The organism is Bacillus pumilus (assembly GCF_003431975.1).
GTDB classification, from domain to species: Bacteria; Bacillota; Bacilli; order Bacillales; family Bacillaceae; genus Bacillus; species Bacillus pumilus_N.
Genome location: NZ_CP027116.1, coordinates 355689 through 380177, shown reverse-complemented (window position 1 = coordinate 380177; position 24489 = coordinate 355689). Strand labels below are relative to the sequence as shown.

Annotated in this window: 12 protein-coding genes, 1 pseudogene and 1 riboswitch; of the genes and pseudogenes, 4 read left to right on the top strand and 9 right to left on the bottom strand. The window is 43.4% G+C overall.

Annotated features, from left to right (window positions below):
• Window positions 1–3: 3 nt before the first annotated feature.
• The 7 genes and pseudogenes from C5695_RS01960 to C5695_RS01930 all read right to left on the bottom strand — a co-directional run bounded on the left by C5695_RS01960 (window position 4) and on the right by C5695_RS01930 (window position 19209).
• Window positions 4–10710, bottom strand: coding sequence for a non-ribosomal peptide synthetase (locus C5695_RS01960; protein ID WP_233230784.1), 10707 nt, complete (start codon window positions 10708–10710; stop codon window positions 4–6).
• A gap of 147 nt (window positions 10711–10857) precedes the next feature.
• Window positions 10858–10949: riboswitch (cyclic di-GMP riboswitch) on the bottom strand.
• A gap of 369 nt (window positions 10950–11318) precedes the next feature.
• Entirely contained in the window at window positions 11319–12122 is an 804-nt protein-coding gene (locus tag C5695_RS01955) for an ABC transporter permease (RefSeq protein WP_117728678.1), read from the bottom strand.
• The gene (locus C5695_RS01950) at window positions 12115–12984 is read right to left on the bottom strand and encodes an ABC transporter permease (RefSeq protein ID WP_117728676.1); all 870 of its coding nucleotides are present in this window, start codon (window positions 12982–12984) and stop codon (window positions 12115–12117) included. Before C5695_RS01950 ends, C5695_RS01955 begins: the two co-directional genes overlap by 8 nt.
• Entirely contained in the window at window positions 12984–14075 is a 1092-nt protein-coding gene (locus C5695_RS01945) for an ABC transporter ATP-binding protein (protein ID WP_117728674.1), read from the bottom strand. The genes C5695_RS01950 and C5695_RS01945 overlap by 1 nt, the downstream gene beginning before the upstream one ends.
• 8 nt (window positions 14076–14083) lie before the next feature.
• On the bottom strand, window positions 14084–15169 hold the full coding sequence (locus tag C5695_RS01940) for an ABC transporter substrate-binding protein (protein ID WP_117728672.1): 1086 nt from the start codon (window positions 15167–15169) through the stop codon (window positions 14084–14086).
• The gene (locus tag C5695_RS01935; protein ID WP_117728670.1) at window positions 15166–17151 is read right to left on the bottom strand and encodes a hydantoinase B/oxoprolinase family protein; all 1986 of its coding nucleotides are present in this window, start codon (window positions 17149–17151) and stop codon (window positions 15166–15168) included. Before C5695_RS01935 ends, C5695_RS01940 begins: the two co-directional genes overlap by 4 nt.
• A pseudogene (locus C5695_RS01930) lies at window positions 17141–19209 on the bottom strand (hydantoinase/oxoprolinase family protein). Before C5695_RS01930 ends, C5695_RS01935 begins: the two are co-directional and overlap by 11 nt.
• A 367-nt stretch (window positions 19210–19576) precedes the next feature.
• On the opposite strand from C5695_RS01930, the gene C5695_RS01920 reads away from it, so the two are divergent.
• The 3 genes from C5695_RS01920 (at window position 19577) to C5695_RS01910 (ending at window position 22337) form a co-directional block, all read left to right on the top strand.
• Entirely contained in the window at window positions 19577–20005 is a 429-nt protein-coding gene (locus C5695_RS01920; RefSeq protein WP_117728666.1) for a NucA/NucB deoxyribonuclease domain-containing protein, read from the top strand.
• A gap of 166 nt (window positions 20006–20171) precedes the next feature.
• Entirely contained in the window at window positions 20172–21830 is a 1659-nt protein-coding gene (locus C5695_RS01915) for a methyl-accepting chemotaxis protein (protein ID WP_272866846.1), read from the top strand.
• A gap of 120 nt (window positions 21831–21950) precedes the next feature.
• Window positions 21951–22337 carry a competence protein ComJ gene (locus C5695_RS01910; protein ID WP_117728662.1) on the top strand — a complete coding sequence of 129 codons (387 nt, stop codon included), beginning with the start codon at window positions 21951–21953 and terminating at the stop codon, window positions 22335–22337.
• 1 nt (window position 22338) lies between these two features.
• On the opposite strand, the gene C5695_RS01905 is transcribed toward C5695_RS01910, so the two are convergent.
• A complete protein-coding gene (locus C5695_RS01905; protein ID WP_117728660.1) occupies window positions 22339–23145 on the bottom strand; it encodes an AAC(3) family N-acetyltransferase in 807 nt (268 codons plus the stop codon).
• A gap of 28 nt (window positions 23146–23173) precedes the next feature.
• Window positions 23174–23590, bottom strand: coding sequence for an Lrp/AsnC family transcriptional regulator (locus C5695_RS01900; protein WP_187441372.1), 417 nt, complete (start codon window positions 23588–23590; stop codon window positions 23174–23176).
• A gap of 115 nt (window positions 23591–23705) precedes the next feature.
• On the opposite strand from C5695_RS01900, the gene C5695_RS01895 reads away from it, so the two are divergent.
• Window positions 23706–24482 carry an MBL fold metallo-hydrolase gene (locus C5695_RS01895; RefSeq protein WP_117728655.1) on the top strand — a complete coding sequence of 259 codons (777 nt, stop codon included), beginning with the start codon at window positions 23706–23708 and terminating at the stop codon, window positions 24480–24482.
• Window positions 24483–24489: the final 7 nt, after the last annotated feature.

Below are 24489 nucleotides of genomic sequence, written 5' to 3'. Positions count from 1 at the left end.
TGCTTAAAATATATCCATTAGCTTTTCAAGTTCATCCATTGTAAGATCTTCATCCCCTACATCACTAGGTGTCATCTGGGTTTCCTCCTGTGATAGGCAATGTGAGATCAGTACCTTCACATTTTTTTCAAGAAGATCTTTGAATTGTTCCATCGTACGCTCTTCAAATTCCAGTTGATGATAGGAAATTGTCACATGGAGCATGGCTTGTTCAACGAAACCAACAATATCAAGTGCATGTGGCTTCTCCGCTTCAGGGCTCAGCGATTGTCCTGCATGCCACGTTGAACGGCTTAACTCACCGCCGACCTGTTCATCAAACTGACCAAGATAGTTAAAGCTGATATCTGGCGCGAGCTCAAATGAGATACCGTCCTTCATCTTGTCAGGGGTTAAATATTTGAATATGCCATAGCCGATCCCCTTGTTCGGAATGTGCCTGATTTCCTCTTTTAAATGCTTGATCTGATAAGAAAGATCGCCTGCATGCGACATATCCAGTAACACAGGATACATGCTTGTAAACCAGCCGATGGTTCTTGATACGTTGACTCCAGGAAGGATGTCCTCTCTCCCGTGTCCTTCAAGATGAATAAAGTGTCTGGTTTCACCTGTCCACTCTTTCATAGACAATCCTAATGCGGTCAGCAAAATATCATTGATTTCTGTTTGGTATGCTTCGTGTACATCTGTCAGCAGACTGCGAGTTTCCTCCTCAGTCAATGTAAAGCGAATGGTCTCTGTATGGAGCATCCGTTGGTCGTCCGTGACATGATCCTTTTGAAGCGGTGCAACGGAATGCGCAAGTACCTTTTTCCAGTAGGCTCTTTCCGATAGCAATTCATCTGACATCGCGTATTCTGTCAGCTTCTGGGCATATTCTTGGAAAGAATGGGTTTTTTCAGGAAGCGTCAAGACTTCCCCGCGCTTCGCCTGTTCGTAAAGAGCCATGAAATCTTCAAGGAAAATGCGCCATGACACACCATCAATGACAAGGTGGTGTACAGCGAGCAATAAATGATCCCCTTGATCTGTTCGGAAAATGGCTGGCTTTACTAGAGGGCCCTTTGCTAGCGATATGCTTGCCTGCACTTCATTTGCCAGTTTTTCTACCTGCTGGATTTGCTGTGACAGTTCCCCTTGTACCTCCATCACATCCACAGCGACCTTGTTTTCCTTGACTCCTTGATGACGCTGAATTATGCGTCCCTCTTCAAGCGGATATACCATTCTCAAGGCATCATGATGGGTCATCAGCTGCTCCAACACTTGCTGAACGATGGCTTCATCCAAGCCATTTGGCGCATGGAGCATAACCGATTGGTTCCAATGATGCTGGCTAGTAAAGTTTCGTTCAAAGAACCAGCGCTGAATTGGTGTCAAAATGACTTCCCCTTCGACAGGTGATTGATCAGCTGTCAGTTGATCAGCTTCTTCGATATATGGACGGAGCTCGGCAATTGTTGGATATTGGAATAATAGCTTCATATCAAGCTTCCAGCCCGCTTGCGTGAGCCTGCTTGCCATTTGGATGCCTTTAATCGAGTCTCCACCAAGGAAGAAAAAGTGATCGTGAATGCCGACTTGGCTCACGCCAAGAACATCTTCCCAAATACCGCATAGAAGCTTTTCGACTTCATCTCTTGGCGCTTCGTATGCCGTTTGGCTCGATTCCATATCGGGTGCCGGTAATGCTTTTAAGTCGACTTTGCCATTTGCCGTCATCGGCAGGTGGTCTAGCTTGATGATCCAAGAAGGCACCATATAATCTGGCAACGTTCGTTTTAAGCTGTCTTTTAAGTCGGTCGTTTCTTCATTTGTGATGACGTATGCCACAAGCGCATCTTGTTCACTTGCGTCTTTGACCGTTGTCACGACTGCTTCTTTGACTTCCGTCAGGGCAAGAAGCTGCGCTTCAATTTCTGACAGCTCAATCCGGAAGCCGCGAATGTTGACCTGATGGTCTTTTCTGCCGAGGTAGATCAGCTCGCCATCTGATGTCCATTTCACTAAGTCGCCTGTGCGGTACATGCGCTCTCCTGGATAAAATGGATCTGGGATAAATCGTTTGTTGGTTTCCTCTGGCAGGTTCCAGTACCCTCTAGCCAGTCCTTTTCCTGCGATCACAAGCTCACCCGGTACGCCTGGCGGCGAGAGGTCATATAACGAACCCATGATGTAAAAACGAGTATTGGCAATCGCTGTTCCGATCGGAAGCGTGCCTTGATCTGGTTCGATGATCCCACTTGTCGCCACGACTGTGTTTTCTGTTGGTCCATAGTTATTGACGAGTTTATATGGAACAGGCTTCACCTGTTTCAGCTTGTCTCCTCCTGTCAGTAAGTAACGCAGTGAATGATTGTCCATCGACATAAACTGCTCACATAGCTGAGTTGGTAGGAATGCCACAGTGATATTTTCGTCATTGAAATACGCATTGAGTTTGATCATATCGAGACGAATGGCTTCCTCGATGATGTGCAGCTCTGCGCCGGCGATCCATGTCGGGAACATTTCCCAAATGGAGGCATCAAAGCCAAAGCCGGCATATTTAGCGGTTCGATCCGCATTTGTCACTTGGAATGCATCATTGTGCCAGAACGCAAGATTGACAAGGGATTGGTGCTCAACCATGACACCCTTCGGCTGTCCAGTCGTTCCAGATGTGTAAATCATATAGGCGAGATCTGTTGGTTTCATATGAACCTGAATCTCTTGTGCTTCGCCTTCAACCGCATCTTCTATCGATAGAACATGACCTGTGAATGAAGATGGTGCAGTCAATCCTTTTTGTATGAGAAGTACCTCTGCCCCGCAGTCTTCCAGCATGTAAGCAATACGCTGAGCAGGATAATCCGCATCAATTGGAACGAATGCCGCACCTGACTTGAGAACCCCAAGGACAGCTGCCGTCATGTCCAGCGATGGACGGGTGAGAATACCGACGCGGTCTCCTCGTTTTATGCCGTTCGAGATGAGTCTTGCGGCGACTGTATTCGCCCGATGATTCAGTTCTTCATATGTCCAGCTTGTTCCACAGAAGGTTGCCGCTTTTTGGTGAGGCGCTTGATACGCCTTAGCCTCAATCAGTGCATGAACCGTTTGATCTGACGGAACGTCTAGGTCAGGCCCTGACCATTCGCTGAGTAGTTTTTTCTGCTGCTTCGGTGATAAAAGCTGCATTTGATTTAACGATTGATCTGGGGCTGATACCATTTGTTCCAATAAATGAAGGAAATATTCCTTCCACTTTTCAATCGACGATTGCTTAAAAATAGAAGAATTAAAATCGAACACTAGCTCAATGTGATCAGTCGATTCGTTTCCAGTTAAGGTCAAATCAAATTTGGCGATATTTTCATCGAATGGCTGTGGAATAATGTGAAGTCCATCCATTGATAAATCACGGATATCCGCATTTTCCATCGAGAACACCACATCAAAGATTGGATGACGGCTTGTGTCTCGAACCGTTTGTACTTGGTCTACCAATTCTTCAAATGGGTACAACTGATGCTCATTTGCCTCTAACACAAGCTGATGAACATTTGTAGCAAATTCAGCAGCTGTTTGATGTCCTGCTGGCTTTGTTCTAAGTGCCAGTGTATTCACAAACATACCGATGACAGATTGAATATCAGGATGAGTTCTGCCAGCAATTGGAGAACCGATGATGATATCTTCTTGTCTCGAAAGCTTACTTAAAAGGGTGCTGTAGCAAGTGAGCAGCACTGTATACGTCGTACTGTTGAGCGCTCTGACCAGCTCATCCAATTTCGTTTTAAGCGCCCCGCCAATTGTAAAGGAGACTCGATCTCCTGCGAATGTTTGCACTTTTGGTCTTGGCAGGTCCTCTGGCAGTGCCAGTACAGGCAGCTCTCCTTGTAATTGCTCCAGCCAAAATGCCTCTTCAGCTTCTTTTTTTGCAGCAAACGTCTCACTTTTTGACCAAACAGCATAATCCTTATATTGAACAGGTAATTCCTCTAATGTCTCTCCTCGATACAGGGCGGAAAGCTCCTCAATTAAAATACCAACAGACGCACCATCTGAAATGATATGATGCATATCAATCAGTAAATAATGGACATTTACAGAGACAGTAACTAGACCTACTCTGAGTAGCGGCGCCTTTCCTACATCAAATGGACGGATAAAGTCATTCATCAATTCCTGTATATCCCGTCCGTTCCCTTCGATGTTTTCAATGTCTATACATATATTTGTTTCAATCCGCTGTACAGGTTCATTCTGAACAAAGTCAAAGCTCGTTCGGAATGCTTCATGACGATCCACAAGCTGTTCAATCGCCTTTTTAAATCGTTTTTCATCAAAAGCACCTTCTAGCTTTAAAGCAGCTGGCATGTGATAACTTTGCTCCGCATCGGTCATTTTCTCTAATACAAACAGTCTTTTCTGAGCAGATGTCACTGGATAATAGGCCGCTTCTTCTGCGATCTCTACCCGTTTCATCTCCGTTTGATCCGCTTGATCAACTGCAAGGGCAAACGCGTCTAATGTTGGGGATTCAAATAAAGACTTTAGAGTGAGCTCCACGTGCATCTCTTCATACAGCCTGTTCAGCATTTTCATCCCTCGCAGCGAATGACCACCGCATTCAAAGAAATGATCGTGCTTGCCGATTTGCGGCACTTCGAGAACTTCCTCCCAAATGTGTGCCACGAGACGCTCTGTTTCTGTTTGTGGAGAAATATACTCATTTGCCCCTTGCTCATTTAGATCAGGTATCGGTAACGCCCGCCTATCTACCTTTCCGTTATTTGTCAACGGAAGCTCGTCTAATTGCATGAAGAATGCCGGCATCATATATACAGGCAGTTCACGTCCTGCTTGCTCACGCAAATCAGTTAATGAGACGGACCCTTCAGCTGTAAAATAAGCACATAATGTATCATTCGGAGCAGCAATGACGACGGCTTCCTTCAATTGCGGATGTCGCAGCAGCTGATGCTCAATTTCTCCAAACTCAATACGCTGTCCTCGAATTTTCACTTGATGATCGATACGTCCAATGAATTCAATCTCTCCATTTGATAACCAGCGGGCAAGATCACCCGTTTTATACATCGCCTCACCAGGGCGGAAAGGGTTTTTCACAAATTTTTCGCTTGTGAGTTCTGGCTGTCCATAATACCCTTTCACCAGTCCATCACCAGCGACACATAGCTCTCCCGCTACACCTGGCGGCTGCATATGTCCAAATTCATCTACAATATAAACAGCCGTTTGGCTCACTGGCTTTCCGATTGGAATAGATAACACCTGCTTCTCAATGTGATTCACAGGATAAAACGTAGTGAAAATCGTACTCTCAGAAGGACCGTACATATGAACAAGCTTGCCTTCTCCTACCGTTTCAAGTGCAGTCATGACATGCGGTACAGAGGCACGTTCCCCGCCAAACAGAACTTTTCTCACGTTCTTCAGGCTGTCTTTTTTCATATCGATGAGTAAGTGAAAAAGAGCAGTCGTGATCATTAAAATACTGACTTTTTCCTTTTCTATTGCTCCAGAAAGCTCATTCATATTTAAGATATGATCCTTTGGCAGAACAATCAGTTTCGCTCCGTTCAGTAAAGCTCCAAACACATCAAACATAAAAGCATCAAATACATAGTTTGATAGACTCATCACCGTATCTTCCTGATAAATGGTGAGATAGTTTGATTGCTTCACTGTTCTCAAAATGTTTCGGTGTGTCACCATGTTTCCTTTAGGTTTGCCAGTTGTACCAGATGTATAGGTCAAATTCGCCAAATCCTCTGGTGAAACACGTATATTGATATCGTTCTCTGATTGTAGAACAATCGCTTGATCTTCTGTTTCTATGATCGTTCCCTCAAAAGAACCGAGCACCGAACGATCGCGTAGCACGTGGTGTGTCAGTAAAAATTGTGCACCGCTATCTGTCAAAAAGTGCTTCACGCGCTCATCAGGAAAATCAGGATCAATTGGTACATACACACCGCCCGCCTTAAGCACAGCTAGAACGGACAGTACCATCTCATGGGATCGTTCAAAGAATAAGGCTGCTTTCATCCCTCTTTCAAATCCATGTTCACGCAAATAATGAGCCAGCTGGTTCACTCGGTCATTTAGTTCTTGATAAGAAAGGCACTCATCTTCACATTGGAGCGCAGGCTTATGACCGTGCTCCTGTACCTGTGCTTCAAACTGCGTGACAATGGTTTCTTCTGCCGGATAAGGTGAGGGTAAAGGGTTCCACAGCTTCAGTTGAGCTTCCACTTCTTGTTCAGAAAGCAATCGATAGGATCGAATCGCTTCCTGCGGCGCTTGGACCATCTGCTCGAGTAGATACATATAATGATGTAGCATTTGCTCGGCTGTACTTCGTTTAAATAACGCCGTACTGTAATCCAGGACAAAGGATAAACCTCGATCTGACTCCATCGCTTGGAGTGTTAAATCAAATTTTGCAATATGGAAATTGGTTTCTTCGATTTCAACTTGCATTTCTCCAATGTGCTGGGCTGCTGCATGATTCGGTGTCAGTGTAAAAACCGTATCGAATAACGGATGACGGCTAAAATCTCTTGGCACATTCAGCTTTTCAAGCAGCCGTTCAAATGGATATTGCTGATGCTCAAATGCATGCATCGTCTTTTCCTTTACTTGCTCAATCAACTGAGTCATGGTTCCATTCGGATCAACCTCTGAACGCAAAGCAAGTGTCTGAACAAACATGCCGATCATGTCATCTAGGTCTGCATGCACACGCCCTGCCACCGGTGTTCCGACCACGAATTCTCTTTGACCCGTGTACTTCGCAAGCAATGTATAGTAAGCCGATAGCAGGACCGTATACAGTGTCGTTTGGTGGTTTGACGCTAGCTCCTGTAATTGCCCCTTTAACGTTTCATCGATTTCTTTGATCACACGATCCCCTGCAAACGACTGGACCGCCGGGCGCTGATAATCAGTTAGCAGCTGTAAAGCAGGAAGCTCGCCAGAAAATTCTTGCAGCCAGAATGCCTCTTCTTTTTGAAAACCTTGTTGTTCTTGCCAGACGGCATAATCTTGATATTGGAGCTTCAATGGCTCTTTGACCGCCCCCTCGTAAGCATCTGACAGCTCACACAGCATCAAATCAATCGATAGACCATCTGAGATTAGGTGATGCATATCGAAAAAGAGTAGATGCTCCTGATCATGTATCGACTTCAAGCCGATCCGAAGAAGTGGTGCACACTCAAGGTCGAAAGGTCTGACAAATTGCTGCATGTTTCCTTCCACTGTGCCGCCTGTCAGCTGCTCTATTTGAAATGACACTGATGGAGCCACTCGCTGACGAGGAACACCTTTTAACGTATGAAAAGAAGTACGCAGTATGTCATGACGTGTAATGAGTTTTTCAAAGGCTTCAGTCAGTTTTTCTTGCTGTAATGTTCCTTTTAACCTCACAACAGCTGGCATATGGTATGCGGTGCTTTGATCCAATTGACTCACCATATAAACACGCTGCTGTGGAGGAGACAATGGATAATGATCTGCATCCGGCGCTTGAGGTATCACCGTTTCAGAAGATGATTCCGCTTGCTCAATGTAGGCAGCCAAAGCGGCGATGGTCTGCTGTTCAAATAAAATGGACAGCGGCACCTCCACCTGAGAGTCTCGCTGAACATGCGTGAGTATTGTCATCGCTTTAAGCGAATGACCCCCTCGATCGAAGAAAGAATCATATATACCAATCTTCTCTTGACCAAGGATTTCTTCCCATAAACGTACAAGCTTCGTTTCTAGATCGTTTCTAGGCGCAGCATAAACAGCTTGAACCGCTTTATCGCCTTTTAAGGCAGCAAGTGCACGGCGGTCGACTTTGCCGCTGACTGTGAGTGGAAATGCATCGAGCTCTTTGAAATAGAGAGGCATCATGTAAGCTGGCAGCTGATGTTTGATGGCGGCTTGCAGCATATCAACTGACACACCTTCATGACGAGGTTGATAGTAAGCACTTAACGCCTTTTCCCCGTCCGCTTCATCAACCACAAGCACGACAGCTTGATCCACTCCATCTACCTGCTCCATCACCGCTTCAATTTCGCCCGTTTCTATACGGTAACCCCTTATTTTCACTTGATCATCCATTCTGCCAAGATAATCAATCGTGCCGTTCGGAAGCCATCTGACTAGATCCCCCGTTCGATACATCCGCTCATGTGGATAAAATGGGTCTACCGTAAATACCTTTTCCGTCAAGTTAGGCAGGTTTACATAGCCTCGCCCAACACCTATCCCCGCTATGCACAGTTCTCCAGCAGCTCCCTGCACTTGTAATTGATCATGTTCATTTAAAATGTAAATACGGTGATGACCGAGTGGTTTTCCGATCGATACATAGCGCTGCTGTTTAGATGATTCGTGCAGTTCACTTAGTTCCAAGCGATGAACCGCCGCATCGACACACGTCTCAGTCGGGCCATACACATTCCATAAAGTAAAATCAGGCTCACTCAAACGAATCGCTTCGATAAGAGAGCGTGCTGCTTTCGCAGGCAATGCTTCTCCCCCAACTAACATGTGCAAGAGTGACAGCCCGTCTAATTCTGCTGCAAGTAAAAGCTGCACATGTGCCGGTGTTCCATCTGCTGCTGTAATTTGATGTTTTTTATAATAAGCCGCTAATTGAACACCATTTCTCGTCGTTTCTCGCGGGATGATATGAAGCGTATGACCAAACAACAGAGCAGCAAAGATTTGTTTCACCGATGCATCAAAATGGAATGGTGCAAGGAGTGCCATTTGAAGCTCACTCGTCCCTTGATAAATCTCATGGTGCAAGGCATGAACCAAATGATGCAGCTGAAGATGCTCAATCATGACGCCCTTCGGCTTTCCAGTCGTACCCGATGTATAAATCATGTAAGCCAGATCCTTTGGTGCCGACTGATCTACGAGCTCAGGCAGCAGACCATCATCTAATTCGATTTGCTTTTGCACAATCATTTTTTCCGAGAGGGCCCGGTATGTTGAAACGAACGATTCCTCTGTTAACACAATAGAAGCACCTGAATCCTCCACAATATACTGAATACGCTCCTCAGGTAATGCTGGATCAATCGGCACATACGCGCCGCCGGCCTTTAATATGCCGAAGATTGCCACCATAGCTTCTGCCTTCCGATCCATTAAGACAGCAACAGGCACATCATGCGAAACACCTTTCATTTGTAAAAACCGCGCCAGCTTTTCTGCCTTTTGATGTAGCTCTCCATAAGAAAGTGTTCCATTTTCCGCTACAACGGCTGCCCGATCTGCATACTGATTAGCTGTCTCATCAAACATGTGATGAACCGGTTTTTCAGTTATTTTTTCAAACGATTCTCCTTTAGATAATTGCAGCAGTTCCTTTTGTTCATCTAATGGAAGTAAAGGCAGTGTCCCGATGAGCTGATTAGGCTGAGAGACCGCCGCCTCCAGTATGATCAAGAATCGATCAAACATCTTACTGATTTCTTCTTCGGTGAATACGTCTGTGCGGTAGTCCAGATCAATGGTCAATGTATCTGTGTCCCAGCGGTCCTTTACATGAATGGAAATATCATTCATTCCGCTCCCACTGAAGATCGGTTCAGTAATGAAAGACAAATTCTCTTTTTTCTGCCACTGCATGACCTGATATTCTAAAGAAATATCAAAAAGGCGCCCTGTAAACCCTTCTCTTTCCCGCAAATCATTCATGAGGAGATTGTAAGGATACTTTTGATGACGCAAGATTTTCATTTGATCCGCCATGACCTGTTTTACAAAATCAAGAAATGATTGCGCTCCATGAACAGATGCGCGCATTGGAATCGTAGAAACAAACATCCCGATCATTTTTTTCTCTTTGGCATTCGTTCGGTTGCCCATAAAGGTACCAAGAACAACATCCTCCATGCCGCTAAAACGATGCAAGTAGATATATACAGTGGACATAAACATCGAGAGCATACTGACTTTTTGCTCTTCACAAAAAGCACGTAGTTTCTCCTTCAAAGCATCTGGAACATCCCCAGAAAATCGCTCCGCATGTAAACTCATCTCGTACCCCTTATGCGGTTTTAAAGAAGCGAAATCTGGAATATTGGCAAATTGCTCATTCCAAAAAGCTTGGTCTTTTTGAAATCGTTTAGAATTTTCATAGCTTTGCTCACTCATGATGTGATCAACGAAAGAAATCTCCTCAACCGGTGAGATGTCTACCCCATGCAGCATGTCATGGTATAAGTCGATCATGCGATTTCCCATCAAGATAATCGAAATACCATCCGCCACAATATGATGCGCTTTACAGAACAGCCAGCACTCTTGATCACTGATTTGAAAGACCGTAAATTCAATCAAGGGGCTGTCGATTAACGGCATCGGTTCACGGATTTGCTCATTCGCCCAAGCTCTTACTTCCTCTTCACTCCAGCCCTTCTCCATACGAATCGGCTGTTCTTCATAAGGCTTCATATATTGAACAGGCTCCTCCTGCTCATGTTGATACACCAGTCTTAAACGAAGAGAATCAGTTTGACGAATGTACGCTTGAAGCACGTCAACGACTAAAGATGGGTCCAAACCTGATCCTGATCTCAATCTGGCGAATCCGCCCAAATTGGAAATACTTGTACCTGGATAAAATCGTTCCGTGTAGAATACTCGCTTCTGCGCATGTGTTAAAGGGTAATAAACTGTATTCATTCTCATCCTCCGCCTCTGCTATGTTTTCTCCATCAATGTGACACCCTGCACCCTCTATATCAAAAGAACCAAGTCTATTTCATGAAAATAGACGGAATAACAGAAAAGGAGCCCACCCCGAATAAAACGGATGGACTCCCATTTTCATTCGGTAGCCTGCCGACCATAGTAAAAAAGAACATTTACCTTAGGACACGGCTTTGCGTCTCTACGTTTCCATAGATTTGCCTTTTTCTTCTTTTCTTTATAAATATTTTCTATTAACGTCCACTTTATATGAAATTATTGTTTTTTTCACCGAAAAATGGGTGTAAAGATTCATGCGTTATGCCGAATGAATCACTTGATATTTTACGATATTTACCGAAAATAACTAATAATAGTTGCGTTCAACCGAAAATAATTGACTAAATACCGCAAAAATTTCATGTTTTCCCTTAAATTTTGCAAATATAACCGAAAATGTAGGATAGAGGTCTCTTTTCATCCCACACATTTTATTAAATCTTAAGAACTATATTCCCTAAAAAATTGAAAATTTTTACCGTAAAAACAACACAAAAAAAGCTGTCATTTGAAATGACAGCTTCCTTGTTTCTTCATTATATTTACATCACCTTAGACAGGCCAATTGTTTTCTCAATAATAAGCAACGCAATGATAGAAATGATAATAAATATGACAGATATCGCATTGACACTCGGATCAAAGGTTTGCTCAATGTAATTAAACGTCCTGACAGGAATCGTAATCGTTTGGGGAGAGGAGACGAACAAACTGATCGATATTTCCCCAAATGACGTCACAGCTGAAAACACCCCGCCTGCAATAATGCCTGGCTTTATCAAAGGCAGCGTCACTCGAAAGAAGGTGCGAATAGGCCCTGCGCCAAGATTCATTGAAGCAAGCTCAAGCCGCGGGTCCAAATTCGAGACACTCACACCTACAGTTCGAACCACATAAGGAAAACCAATAATGACATGACCAATGACGAGCGCCCATAAAGAGCCAGTAAACCCCATCGCCGTAAACAAATAAAGCATAGCTATCCCTAACACCACTTGAGGAATCATGAGAGGTGACAGAATGAAGGCTTGGATGGCCTCCTTTCCCTTAAAGGAAAGCCTTGCTAAAGCATACGAAGCCATTGTGCCTAAAAGAACCGTGAGCGGCGTGACGATGAATAGCAAAATCACACTGATACGCAGAGATTCCATCCATTCTGGATTCGACACGACCTCTTGAAACCAACGAATGGAGAACGAGGTCGGAGGAAATTCAGGAAAAGCATTTGGACTAAAAGCAGATAGGACGATGACTAGAACAGGTATGGTTAAAAAGAGATAAACCAATGAACCTGTCGTCCAAATCAGGATTGAAAGCAAGCGGTCACCTACTGATTTCTTACGCATGCATCCTCGCCTCCCAACGCTTCAATAGATAGCTTAATAAACTGACCACCACAAGCACACAAACCAATAACGTAAAGGACATCGCTGCAGCAAGAGGCAAGTTATACACCTGCATGACCTGCTGATAAATAGACAGCGGCAGCAGCGGCTGCATCCTTCCGCCGACTAACAGTGGAGTGATATAGCTCCCAGCCGCAAGCGAAAAGACAATAATAGCCCCAGTCACCATACCTGGAATGGTCAGTGGGAAGGTCACATGAAAGAAGGTTCGAATACGTCCTGCTCCAAGACTCATAGAGGCCGGTCGTAAATGACGATCCATATCGGTTAAGCTCGTCGCAATAGGCAGCACTGCAAAAGGCAGCATGACCTGAACATAAGCAATAATCACCGCATTCATATTCCACAGCATAGAGAGCGGCTTCTCAATCACATGTAAATCTATTAACATGCCATTGATCAGACCATTTTGCGAAAGAAGGACAATCCATGCAAACGTCCGAATCACAACACTTGTCAAAAGCGGTGAGACAAGTAAGATATAGAAAAATGCCCGCAGACGCGGATGTGGTGCCTTGACGAGCACGTATGCTGCGGGGTATGCCATCAACAAACAAATCACCGTCGTCTGCAAGGCCACCCACACTGTACTTCCAATCGCCTTTACATACGCATCTGTCGTGAACACATGCAAATATTGAGAAAAGCTATACGTTTGTAATGTGTTCATCATTGAATCAACATCTCGAAAACTGAGGACGAACATCATCACAAGTGGCGCTAGAAGAAATACAACAAGAAATAAACACGCCGGCAGCAGCATGAACCAATGAAATGGCTGATTCTTTTTTTTGATGCGCATCACATATGCACCTTCGAATCTAAGAAAACGATGTCTTCAGGCTGCCAATTGATATGAATCGTTTCTCCAACTGTCGGCAGCTCAGGAAAAGCGGCATCAGAAGCATGGACAATCAATTCACCGCTATCGAGACCGACCACCAGACGTAATGAATGACCAATATAACTGACATCTGCCAGCACACCTGATACATGATTAGGCTGAATGTCTGCCTGCTCAGTAGATATGTTGATTCTTTCAGGACGCAGCATGAGTAAATGTTTCTCCTTTTTCTCTTGGTATGCCGTAGTCTTTAACTGAACATGCTGCTTGTTTGACATGGTTAAATGCGGAACCGTCAACGCTGCTGCTGCTTCATCATAGACTGCCTCAAATAGGTTCACCTGTCCGATAAATTCAGCAACAAATCGATTGTTAGGCTGACGATACACCTCTAAAGGCGTCCCAATCTGCTGAATTCTTCCCTCACCTAAAATCCCAATCCGATCAGAAAGACTTAATGCTTCTTCTTGATCATGGGTCACGAGGATGGTTGTAATCCCAACATTTCTTTGAATATTTCGAAGCTCCGTCTGCATATTTTTTCTTAGTTTTGCATCTAAGTTACTGAGCGGTTCATCAAGAAGAAGAACAGACGGCTCAATCGCAAGTGCCCTTGCAATCGCTACTCGCTGCTGCTGACCACCACTTAATTGATGAGGCATACGTTTCGCAAAAGCCTCTAATTGTACTAGAGACAAACATTCCATTACTCTCTCTTTAACGTCTGCCTTCTTCTTCTTTTGAACCTTTAATCCGTACGCCACATTATCAAATACGGTCAGATGCGGGAAAAGTGCATAGCTTTGAAAGACCATGCCCGTTTTTCTATGATAAGGCGGTAAAGTCGTCACATCCTGATCACCAATATAGACGACACCTTTTGTTGGTTCTAAAAAACCGCCAATGATGTTTAATAACGTTGATTTTCCGCAGCCGCTAGGACCAAGAAGGGAAAAAAACTCCCCCTCATTCACCGTAAGACTGACATCGTTAAGAGCAATCTGCTCGCCGAAATGCTGGCTGATATGTTCTAAATGGATTCCACTCATACGATCACCTATTTTCCTCCGCCTAATACTTCATTCCATCGATTTGTCCAATTGCCCAGCTCCGAAGTCGCTGTTTCGTAATCTACCCAAGTCAGCTTGCTATAATAATTCTCTCCAACCTTGACCTTCCCCTTAATCTTGTCACCGTATTTCACATCAGAATTCGACATACCATAATAAGATTTTTCCGAGAAAGCTTCCTGAGCTTCTTTTCCACTTAAATAGTTTAATAGTTTGTAAGCCGCTTCTTCATGCTGACTTCCCTTCGTTAAAGCCCAGCTCGCAACTGCTGCAACAGCGCCTTCTTTCGGATATGAGAAACCAATATCCATTCCTTCTTCTTCAAGTGCGAATACTCGTCCATCCCAATAAGGAACTGCTGCGACATCACCACGTTCTAACAAGGTTTGAATAGACCCTGGATTATCTGGAAAAGCAGCTACATGCCCTTTTAATTGCGAAAGGCTTTTAAAGGCTTTATCAATATCCTTAGGGTTTGATTCTGTCCCCCCTTGAGCATGGACAAGCGCAGAGAAAAATTGCAAACCGGCTGAATAGGTCGGAGATGAAATGGCCACTTTTCCTTTTAGCTGACTGCCCCATAGGTCAGTCCAGCTGTTTGGTTCCTGCTTTACCAGGTCTTTTCTATAAGCAATTCCAAGCTGACCCATGCTAAAGCCTGCTGCATATTGTTTCCCATCAACAGTGAGCTTCTTTTGAACAGAGCGGTAAAGTTTTTTGACATTCGGTGCTTGCTCTTCATCGATAGGTGCAAGAACGTTTGCTGCAATGCCTCTTTGAATCGTATCAGGCTGTAAAATAAGCAGGTCATACGGAGGATTTTTACCATTTGACGCTTTTAATTTCGTAAACCATTCAGAATCCGCACCAGAGACGGTTTGGACTTTCATTCCAGTATCTTTTTCAAACTTTTCAAGAATCGGTTTGATATTCTTTTCCCAATCGCCTCCGTATACGCCAACGATCACAGTCTGCTGCTGTTTACCTTGATCCTGTCCATTCCCACCGCAAGCTGATAGCAGTAGAATCATTGACAGAACACCTGCAAAAATAGTGATTAATCTTCTTTTCATGATTCATTTCCCCCTTTTTGTCCATCCATATGACGAAGTGCTTGAATGATATCTTTCTTTGTTAACGGCTCGTTTCTATGACTGAAATATTGATGAACTTCATGTTTATAATGGGACCGTTCATTTGCTGGATAGGAACGTAGCTGCACGGCAAGCTCACTGCTGGCTTCATCCGTCCATACTTTCTCATAAGCTACTCTTTGTTCTCCGAAGTCCCACACCATATTATCAGGGTCATCAGCCTTTTCACGAAACTTACTCGTTTGCTCCTCATCAATCTTCCATACATTTTGGTCTACATACACTTTAACGCCATATTGCTGCAGCGCTCTTTCTTCACTTAATATACCTGATTCTACTTCCTGTAGAACTTTTTCTTTCTTTCTCGCAAATGGATTTCCCCAGCCGCCTCCACTTGGTGATATCAATTGCACAATATCACCTTTTTCAAGACGCAAAACATCTATTTTCGGCTGGTCTTGTTTTTCACCTTTTGCTGTGATCAGCTTAACCTCACCAACTGCTCCTGCTCGGCCGCCCATTAGACCCCAAGGCTGAAACTTCATCCGTTCCATCCCTCGTGCGGTGACCATGGATTCAGGCTTAATCATTTCAAATTCCAAGCAAATCGCATGTCCGCCTCTGTTTTCCCCTGCCCCGCCTGTGTTCGGCAAAAGCTCATATCGATGAACATGAATATCAATATGCTGTTCTAAGCTCTCAATGGGTGTATTCTTCAAAAATCCAGAGGAATGATCGATGCCATCCACTCCATCAGTTCCATTTTGAGCACCGCCGCCTCCACCTAATGGTTCGACCACAGACATTTTCCTGCCACCTGTTTGATCATCAGGAACAGAGAGAACAACAATTGCTGATTGGCCTGCACCTGCTGCCGGCACTGCTTCAGGCAACAGCTGACCAATGGCGCCTAGCACGACATTATACAGCCTCATCGTAATCGAATGCCTAATACCAACGGACGCTGGGTATTCTGGATGCACTAGCGTCCCTTTAGGTGAAATCACATCAATTGGATACGTTATTCCGCCATTAATCGGTATAAAAGGATCTTTACTTATGATGTAATTAATCAACCCTTGATACAGAAAGGAATGTTTCTGACCGTTGGTAACAAGGTTAAAAGCTGTTTTCACTTGTGGATCACACTCAGAAAAATCAAGCGTCAGCCGCTTTCCTTTGACCGTTAACTTGATTTTCAATCGGATCGGCACACGAGAGATCATATCATCATCTAAATAATCAGCGAATTCACTTGTTCCATCTGGAATGACTTCAATGACCTTTCCTGCACGATCCTCGGCTTGCTTCAGCAGATCGATCATTCCTTGTTTTACTTCGTTTTTTCCAAATTTCACGATCATTTCTTTTAACCGAATTTCTGCCGTATTTACTGCAGCTATCATCGCATTGATATCCCCATCATTTAAATGACTAGCTCGGCTGTTGGCTCTTAAAAAGGTACGAACGACCTGATTCTCTTTTCCGCCTTCATAAATTTTCACTGGCGGGATTCTTAATCCTTCTTGATGGACATCGGTCGCTGTCGGTGAAATACTTGAGGGTACAAGTCCACCCACATCACTCACATGAACAAAAGACCAAGCATAGCTGACAATTTCATCATCTACGAAAATCGGCTTAATGATATGAACATCCGGCAAGTGAGTCGCTAAACCATCTGTCGTATAAGGGTCATTCGTTATGATAATATCTCCTGGCTGCATCGATCCGCTCTCTTCAATCGCTTTTTTAAGACTCAGCCCTAAAAAGATCGTCACACCCACTGTCTTCGGATAAACAAAAAAATCTCCAGAAGGCGTGGCTAACGCTGTCGCAAAGTCAGCTGATTCTTTGACAAAGGTCGTAAAAGATGTCCGCTCAATGACATGCCCCATGCCTGATGCTATGGCATTAAAATAACTGCGCATCATCTCAAGTTTTGCTGGATCAGTTCTCATGTAAAGCCGCCTCCCTTGAAATCACCAAGTTCCCTGATGGATCAATGCTGCCTGCCCATTTTGGCAAGATCAATGTTGTCGTATCATCCTGCTCAATGATGGCAGGCCCATTAATGACAGAACCCACTGACAGTGAATCTCTGTAATAAACAGATGCTTCGTATTCTTTTTCTTCTATAAAGATTCGCCTGTATTCATGCGGCTTCAAAGGCTGTCCGCTGCTTTCACGAACAGTTGAGAATGGCAGCGGGGGCGTCTCGCCTATGACTCGAACTCGTAAATGAGTAAACTCGATTTTTGCCTGATCATCCCTATGGCCATATTGACGCTGATGCAATTTGTGAAAGGCTTCAATGAGATGTTGGATATCTTGCTCTTGCTTCAGCCATTCAGCCGATAATGGTAATTCAATCTCAAATGCCTGTCCTTGATAGCGTGCGTCTGCCAATAGTAAAATGGATGTCTGTTTCATATGCTGAATGTTCTGCTGGCTAAACCAATCTGTCGCTTTTCGTGAAAGCAGCTCATAATCTTGTTTTAGTTGATCGATCGAATAGTCTTGTAAACATATTTTCTTCGACAGCACCGCATCATGAATAAAATCGGCTGTGAGAGCACCTAATGCGCACAAAGTTCCAGGACTTGGAGGAACAACCACATTTTTTGCATGAATTTCTCGTGCAAGGAAATTTGCTACAACCGGCCCTGCTCCGCCAAACGCCAGCAAACTAAAATCTCTTGGGTCAAACCCTTGCTGCTCCATGACATTGCTTAGTTCTGTGTACATATTGGCGACAGCTACTTGAATCATCTGGTCAGCTGCCTCTTCGATCGTTTTGTTCAGCTGATCAGCAATTGGCTGAAAAGCCTTTTCCGCCGCAGACATCTGTAATTGTAAGTGTCCCCCGGCAAAGCGCTCTTGATTGAGATAACCGCATATGAGGAACGCATCCGTTAAGGCGGCTTTTTTCCCCTGACCATACGCAGCTGGTCCCGGCTGCGAGCCAACTGATTCTGGCCCTGCTTTGAGAAGCCCGCCCTGATCAATCCATGCGACAGACCCTCCGCCCGCTCCTATTGAATACATCGCAACAGATGGAAGAATGATAGGAAAACCTGAAAGCTGATTCGATTGAGCCATTGTTGGCTGGCCATTTTGAATAATTGAGATATCTGCACTCGTCCCCCCACATCAAACGTGATCAGATTGGACTCATTTGCAGAGGCTGCGATTCTTACAGCACCAATGACACCAGCTGCCGGACCAGAAAAAAGTGTTTTAACAGGTGAAGTTGCTGCACTTTCTGCATCCATTAAACCACCATTTGATTGTGTAATGTATGGAGAAATTGGTACACCTTCTCCTTTCAAACGGCTTTTCAATGTTTGTAAATATTGTTTAACCTTTGGTTGAATGTACAAATTAACAACAGACATCACAGTACGCTCGTATTCTCTCATTTGTGGCCATAATTCTGATGAAGTAAGAACTTCTAATTGTGGATAATGGTGATTGATATAGGCTTTTGCCTGTAATTCATGAACTGGATTTTGATAACTATGTAAAAATGAAATGACAATACCTGCTAGATTTTTAGATATGACCTGCTGGACAGCATGATCTAATTGCTGCAGATGGAGAGGTTTTTTGATCGTACCATCGTGTATCAATCTTTCAGAGATTGGATAAACATGTTTTCGTGGTATCAATGGTTCTGGCAAACGAGAATTGAAGTCATAAGGAATGGGTAACCGTAAACGTTGTAGTGACAATATATCTTGAAAGCCTTCCGTCACAAAAAGGGCTAAATCTGCTCCTTTTCGCTGCAATAAAGTATTAAGACCGATTGTCATACCGTGTACGAGATATTTGATGTTGGATAAATCAACACCTTTATCTTTTAGAAGGTTTAGCCCATTGATAATTCCCTGGGCTGGGTCGTCTGTCACTGTGGGTGTTTTGAGTTCAGTCAGGGCCCCTGTTGCTTCGTTCATCAGCGATAAATCAGTAAATGTTCCACCTATGTCTATTCCAAGCCGATAAGAGACATCCGCCATTTGTACTTCCCTCCTGCAATGTAAATGGAATCATATTTTGATAAAATACGACATTTTTTGATATTTGACTCCATATTATTAAAGCATATCGGTCTAGTCAATTTTATTTTTTTAAAATTTCTGTGTGTTAAATTCTTGAAATTAGCCCAAAAGGCAGTAATAAAGCCCTTTTGATGAAGCATAAACGGTTTATGAACAGCGAAATTAAAATTTTTATGAATTTTTACAAATATGGAGAGCAAGAAAGCGGTTAAAAACCGTTTTTCGAACTTTAAAAGGCGTTTTTTCAAAACCAGGAGAAATTGGTAAGTAATTCTGCTATACTTCTGTTTACAAAATACGCAAACAAGAAAGAGAGCTAGCATCTATGAAACTTCTTAAAATCATTCTTTTGCTTTTATTGATTGTCGTTGGTGTAGCGACAGGCTATATTCAGCTGGAGCAAAATAAACAAGAGAGTGCGAATTCATCTTATGACAAAACCATTCACTTTCCATCAGATCGTTACCCCGAAACTGCAAAGCACATAGAAGAGGCAATTGATGAAGGTCATTCATCCGTTTGTACAATTGACCGTAAACACAGCGATGAGCAGAGAGATCAATCACTACGCGGCATCCCAACAAAGCGCGGGTATGACCGAGATGAGTGGCCGATGGCGATGTGTAAAGAAGGAGGAACAGGAGCTTCTGTCAAATATATTAGCCCTTCAGATAACAGAGGAGCCGGCTCTTGGGTTAGTCATCAATTATCAGATGACCCTGATGGTACAAAAATTCAATTTATCATCGATTAGCGCATTCCCCTTTTCTATCTTAAAAAAATGTTCACGTAACTGCACGCAGGTATTTTAAACAATTTTTTCATGCCGATAATCCTTAAGGAGGGATACCCTTCTTTATACCTAAAGGAGTCAGAAAGCATGAAGAAAAAGGGGAAGACTAAGGCTTGGTGCCAAAATTTTGCTGATCTTTTTAAGTGTCCTCATCATCTTCTCAGCAGTTGTTGGTTATGTGGTGAATCGCGAAATGACAGAAAACATCAAGCACATGGCCACTGAAAAAGCAAAAGGTGATTTAAAACTAGGCTATGCCTACCTAGATGAAAAAGTGGCAGGCTCATGGCAGATAAAAGATGGCAAGCTTTACAAAGGGGATACCAAAATCAATGATTATGATACATTGATTGACCATTTAGCTGAATATACCGATGATACCATCACAATATTCCAAGGGAATACCCGTGTCGCAACGAATGTCATGTTAAATGGAAAACGAGCTGTGGGTACACAAGTCTCGCCTGAAGTGAAGGCTACTGTATTAGATAAAGGTGAAAATTATTACGGCACAGCAAATGTCGCTGGGCAAGACTATCAAACGGCTTATATGCCAATCAAAAATGATGCAGGTGAAACGATCGGGATTTTCTATACTGGCGCCAACCAAAGCATGATTTCACAAATGCTTCAGTCATTCTACATTCAATTTATTATTGTTCTGTTGTTAAGCTTAATCGTTGCAGTTATCATTATTTCTATTTTCACAAAGCGAATTCAGACCCGTCTCAAGCATATGGCTTCTGCTATCAAGAATGCAGGTGAAGGAAATCTAACCATCAATGTAACGGATACGGCAGGTGATGAACTGTCTGATTTGGCTGATCATTTCAATAAGATGCGAGAAAAATTAAATCAAACCATTCTCAATGTCGTGAACACATCTGAATTAGTGGCCACCTCATCTGAACAGCTGTCAGCTAGTGCTGAAGAAACAAGTGCAGCATCAGAAAAAATTACCCACAGTATTCAAGAAGTAGCTCAATCATCAGAAGAACAATCAGCTCAAATGACAATAAGTGAGCACACGATGATTCAAGTATCTAACGAGCTGACAAACATTACTGAAAATGCGGGGCAAATGACTTCAAGAAGTCAATTTGCACAAGAAATGGCTCAAAAAGGTGTCCAAAATATTGGTGAAGTAAATTCACAAATGACATCTATTGCAAGGTCAATAGAGGAAAATGGCACTGCCATTCAGGCATTAGAAACACGTTCAGCTGAAATCGATCATATTTCCAAAGTCATTACAGACATCGCTAACCAGACAAACCTGCTTGCTCTTAACGCAGCAATTGAAGCAGCACGAGCAGGCGAGCACGGGAAAGGTTTTGCCGTTGTCGCAGACGAGGTGAGAAAGCTCGCTGAAGAATCCCAAGCATCATCAAATATGATTTCTCATCTCATTTCTGAAATACAAAAAGAGATGACTCATTCGACGAGTGCTATTAAACGAGTGAAAGAGGAAGCGGCTCAAGGGGCTGTACTTATTTCTCATACAGAAGAATCATTTATTGATATCCAGCAGTCAATGAGAGAAATGGCAGACGGCATTAAACATTTATCGAGTGCATCACAAAAAATCGCAGCTTATACAAACGATGCGAAACAGTCTTTTGCCTCTATCACAGAAGGCGTTAAACTAACGAGTGAACATTCACAGCAAGTAGCCGGTTTAACAGAAGAACAATTTGCAGCAATGGAAGAAGTAACAGCTTCATCAGAAGCTCTTGCCCATTTAGCAGGAGATTTAAAAGCAATGGTTTCGCAATTTCACATCTAGATCCCTCAAATAGAAGCGCAAGACGGCGACAATCGTCTTGCTGCCTAACATTCTCTTCAAGAATCATTCTTTCAATCATTCACCTTCCAACGAAAATCTATGTATAAAGGAGTTTTTTAAATGAATAACTTAAACCAAGCCTATTCCCTATCTATCTCCTATCACCAAATCACCGTATACACGGGCAGCAAAACACCTCCTGTGATTGACTGGTCAGATGATGACATTCTTCAAGGGTTCGCCATGGGAGATCAGGGTGTGTCCTTTGAAGGGGTCAACAACGGAAAAGCCTCTGTTACTGTAACTTTAAATAACGATATCCCTCCAGCCTCGGCTGACAGAACAGTCACAGTACCTTTTACACATGCAAGTGATCAAGTTTATATCACAAGTGTCATGGCTCAGGTGCTGTCTTTCCCTATTCCAAAGGGAGACTATCAGCTCACCTGCTATACTTCACAGCAGCCTGATGAAGACCTTTATCATATCCATTTCCAAACGGTGTAGATCACAATTGATCGTACAAATCAAGCCACTTTTCTGCAAAGTCTACCGATTCTCTCACTGGCAATAAATATGAACTCGCAAGCCCGATTTGACCATGATGATGAGTGCCTCCTGATTGCAGAAAGTCACGCCCAATTTGATCAAATAGTTCTTCTCTTGTGATAATATCTTGGTACTCTTTCCATACCCTCCATCCATTTTCTAAGATGGGCGCTCCTCTTGTCATGAGGTCCTGCTGAGGGATACGGTATTCAGCCAGATGGAAAGCGGTCAGGCTCTCAAATGACGTACCAATCACCAGCACATGAGCCTGAAAATCATACATGCGGGCTAGAGGTGAATGTTCTCCTAATCCAAAAGGAAGTGCGTGGTGATTTAGCACCTCATGTTTCCTTTTCCCCCAGGCCGTGAATGAAAAATGGGGATGATTGCTTCTCGCCACGCCTGGGTATTTCCAAAACGTTTCAGCTACCTTTCCCATCGCTGTTGGCGTCGAGTATGCTGGATCAAATGCAGGCATCGTCTCTTTGATCGATTGCCACCATGAAAAAGGAACAGGCGGATCAATCCAATCAGCGGGATCAGAAAGCTCTAACGTTTGTGCCGGCATGATCAGCGTCCCCTCCTCTGTTATGGTTTCCATCAATGCTTGTATAAGGGCAACAGCGCCTCCGTTTACCCAGCCGATAGATGATAAGGATGAGTGAACACATAACATCATACCTTTTTTCACACCAAGTTGAACCAAGTCTGCTTTAATTCTGTCCTTTGTCATCGGTTCAGCTTGATTTTTGATTAATTTTTGCATTGTTCCCTTTCCTCCTGCGTCTCTTGTATTACTGATGAATGAGACGTTTAACCGCAATAGACAGTTTATAATTTGCGTAATTTGTCAGCTCCGTTAAAAACTGATCCAGTTCATCGTGACTGGAGAAATGGCATTCCGCCATATAGCAGCCCTCTCCACTTATTTTAAACAAGTTCTTGATCTCGTCCTTTTGGTTGAGAAACGTTAGAAGTGGTTCATGATGATGACTGCGGGTATAGAGCTGCATAAATGTTTGGATCGTCTTTTGAGTCGCCCAGTCAATCGAAATGGTATATGCTTCAATCACACCTTCTTCTTCTAGCTTTAAGACACGATTTGCAACAGCTTGACCCGTTAAATGAACTTTTTCACCTAACGCTTTCATGGTTAATCGACTGTTTTTTGAGAGCTCTTTTAATATATCCAAATCGGTTTGGTCTAACATTGGCTCACCTCTTTCAAAAATCAAGTCCTTCTGCTGAAAGACTTTCATTCCCCTCTGTCACATAGAACTCTTTTAATATACTGTAAACTTAATCAGAAAAAAAGGAGGCCTTTTCATGAAAATCACGCTCATTCGAAATGCAACTTTATACCTTGACTATGGTCAGGTAACTTTCTTCATTGATCCCTTTTTGGCAGCAAAAGGAACATATCCACCGTTTCCTCACACAGCCAATCAACATTTGAACAACCCTATTGTTGATCTGCCTGTGAACATTGATTTAGACAGCATGCTTCACCCAGATGCTGTTTTACTCACACATTTGCACGTGGATCACTTTGATGATGCGGCAAAACAGAAATTAGCTCAAGACCAGCCCATTTATACGCAATCGGAGAAGGACCGAAAAGAAGTTGAAGAAGCTGGCTTCCAGCATGTCACATGTATTGAAGATGAAATAGACATTCGCGGTGTTCATATTCAGCGTACAGGCGGACAACATGGGACAGGAGACATTGCGAAGCAGATGGGGCAAGTCAGCGGTTTTGTTTTCTCCCACCCTGATGAGCCTACCCTTTACATTGCAGGTGATACCATTTGGTGTGATGAACCGAGAGAGGTTGTCCATACATTCAAGCCAGATGTCATTGTGGTCAATAGCGGAGCTGCTCAATTTTTAGAAGGCGATCCAATTACGATGACGAAGAAAGATATTTTAGACGTTCACCGTGCTCAGCCACAAGCACAAATTGTCGCTTGTCATCTTGAAGCAGTAAATCATTGCTTGTTAACAAGGCCTTCTTTAGAAGCTTACATTCAAGAGCACCATGCAGATCAAACTATTTCTGTCCCTCAAGATGGTGAAAGTCTCACTTTCTCAAAAGAGTCATAAACACATA

Bases quoted from the DNA above. Each gene is read 5' to 3' on its own strand.
- C5695_RS01920 (WP_117728666.1), top strand. From the start codon at position 19,577: ATGAAACTTCTTAAAATCATTCTTTTGCTTTTATTGATTGTCGTTGGT.
- C5695_RS01905 (WP_117728660.1), bottom strand. From the start codon at position 23,145: ATGCAAAAATTAATCAAAAATCAAGCTGAACCGATGACAAAGGACAGA.
- C5695_RS01935 (WP_117728670.1), bottom strand. From the start codon at position 17,151: ATGAGAACTGATCCAGCAAAACTTGAGATGATGCGCAGTTATTTTAAT.
- C5695_RS01950 (WP_117728676.1), bottom strand. From the start codon at position 12,984: ATGCGCATCAAAAAAAAGAATCAGCCATTTCATTGGTTCATGCTGCTG.
- C5695_RS01955 (WP_117728678.1), bottom strand. From the start codon at position 12,122: ATGCGTAAGAAATCAGTAGGTGACCGCTTGCTTTCAATCCTGATTTGG.
- C5695_RS01945 (WP_117728674.1), bottom strand. From the start codon at position 14,075: ATGAGTGGAATCCATTTAGAACATATCAGCCAGCATTTCGGCGAGCAG.
- C5695_RS01910 (WP_117728662.1), top strand. From the start codon at position 21,951: ATGAATAACTTAAACCAAGCCTATTCCCTATCTATCTCCTATCACCAA.
- C5695_RS01900 (WP_187441372.1), bottom strand. From the start codon at position 23,590: ATGTTAGACCAAACCGATTTGGATATATTAAAAGAGCTCTCAAAAAAC.
- C5695_RS01895 (WP_117728655.1), top strand. From the start codon at position 23,706: ATGAAAATCACGCTCATTCGAAATGCAACTTTATACCTTGACTATGGT.
- C5695_RS01960 (WP_233230784.1), bottom strand. From the start codon at position 10,710: ATGAATACAGTTTATTACCCTTTAACACATGCGCAGAAGCGAGTATTC.
- C5695_RS01940 (WP_117728672.1), bottom strand. From the start codon at position 15,169: ATGAAAAGAAGATTAATCACTATTTTTGCAGGTGTTCTGTCAATGATT.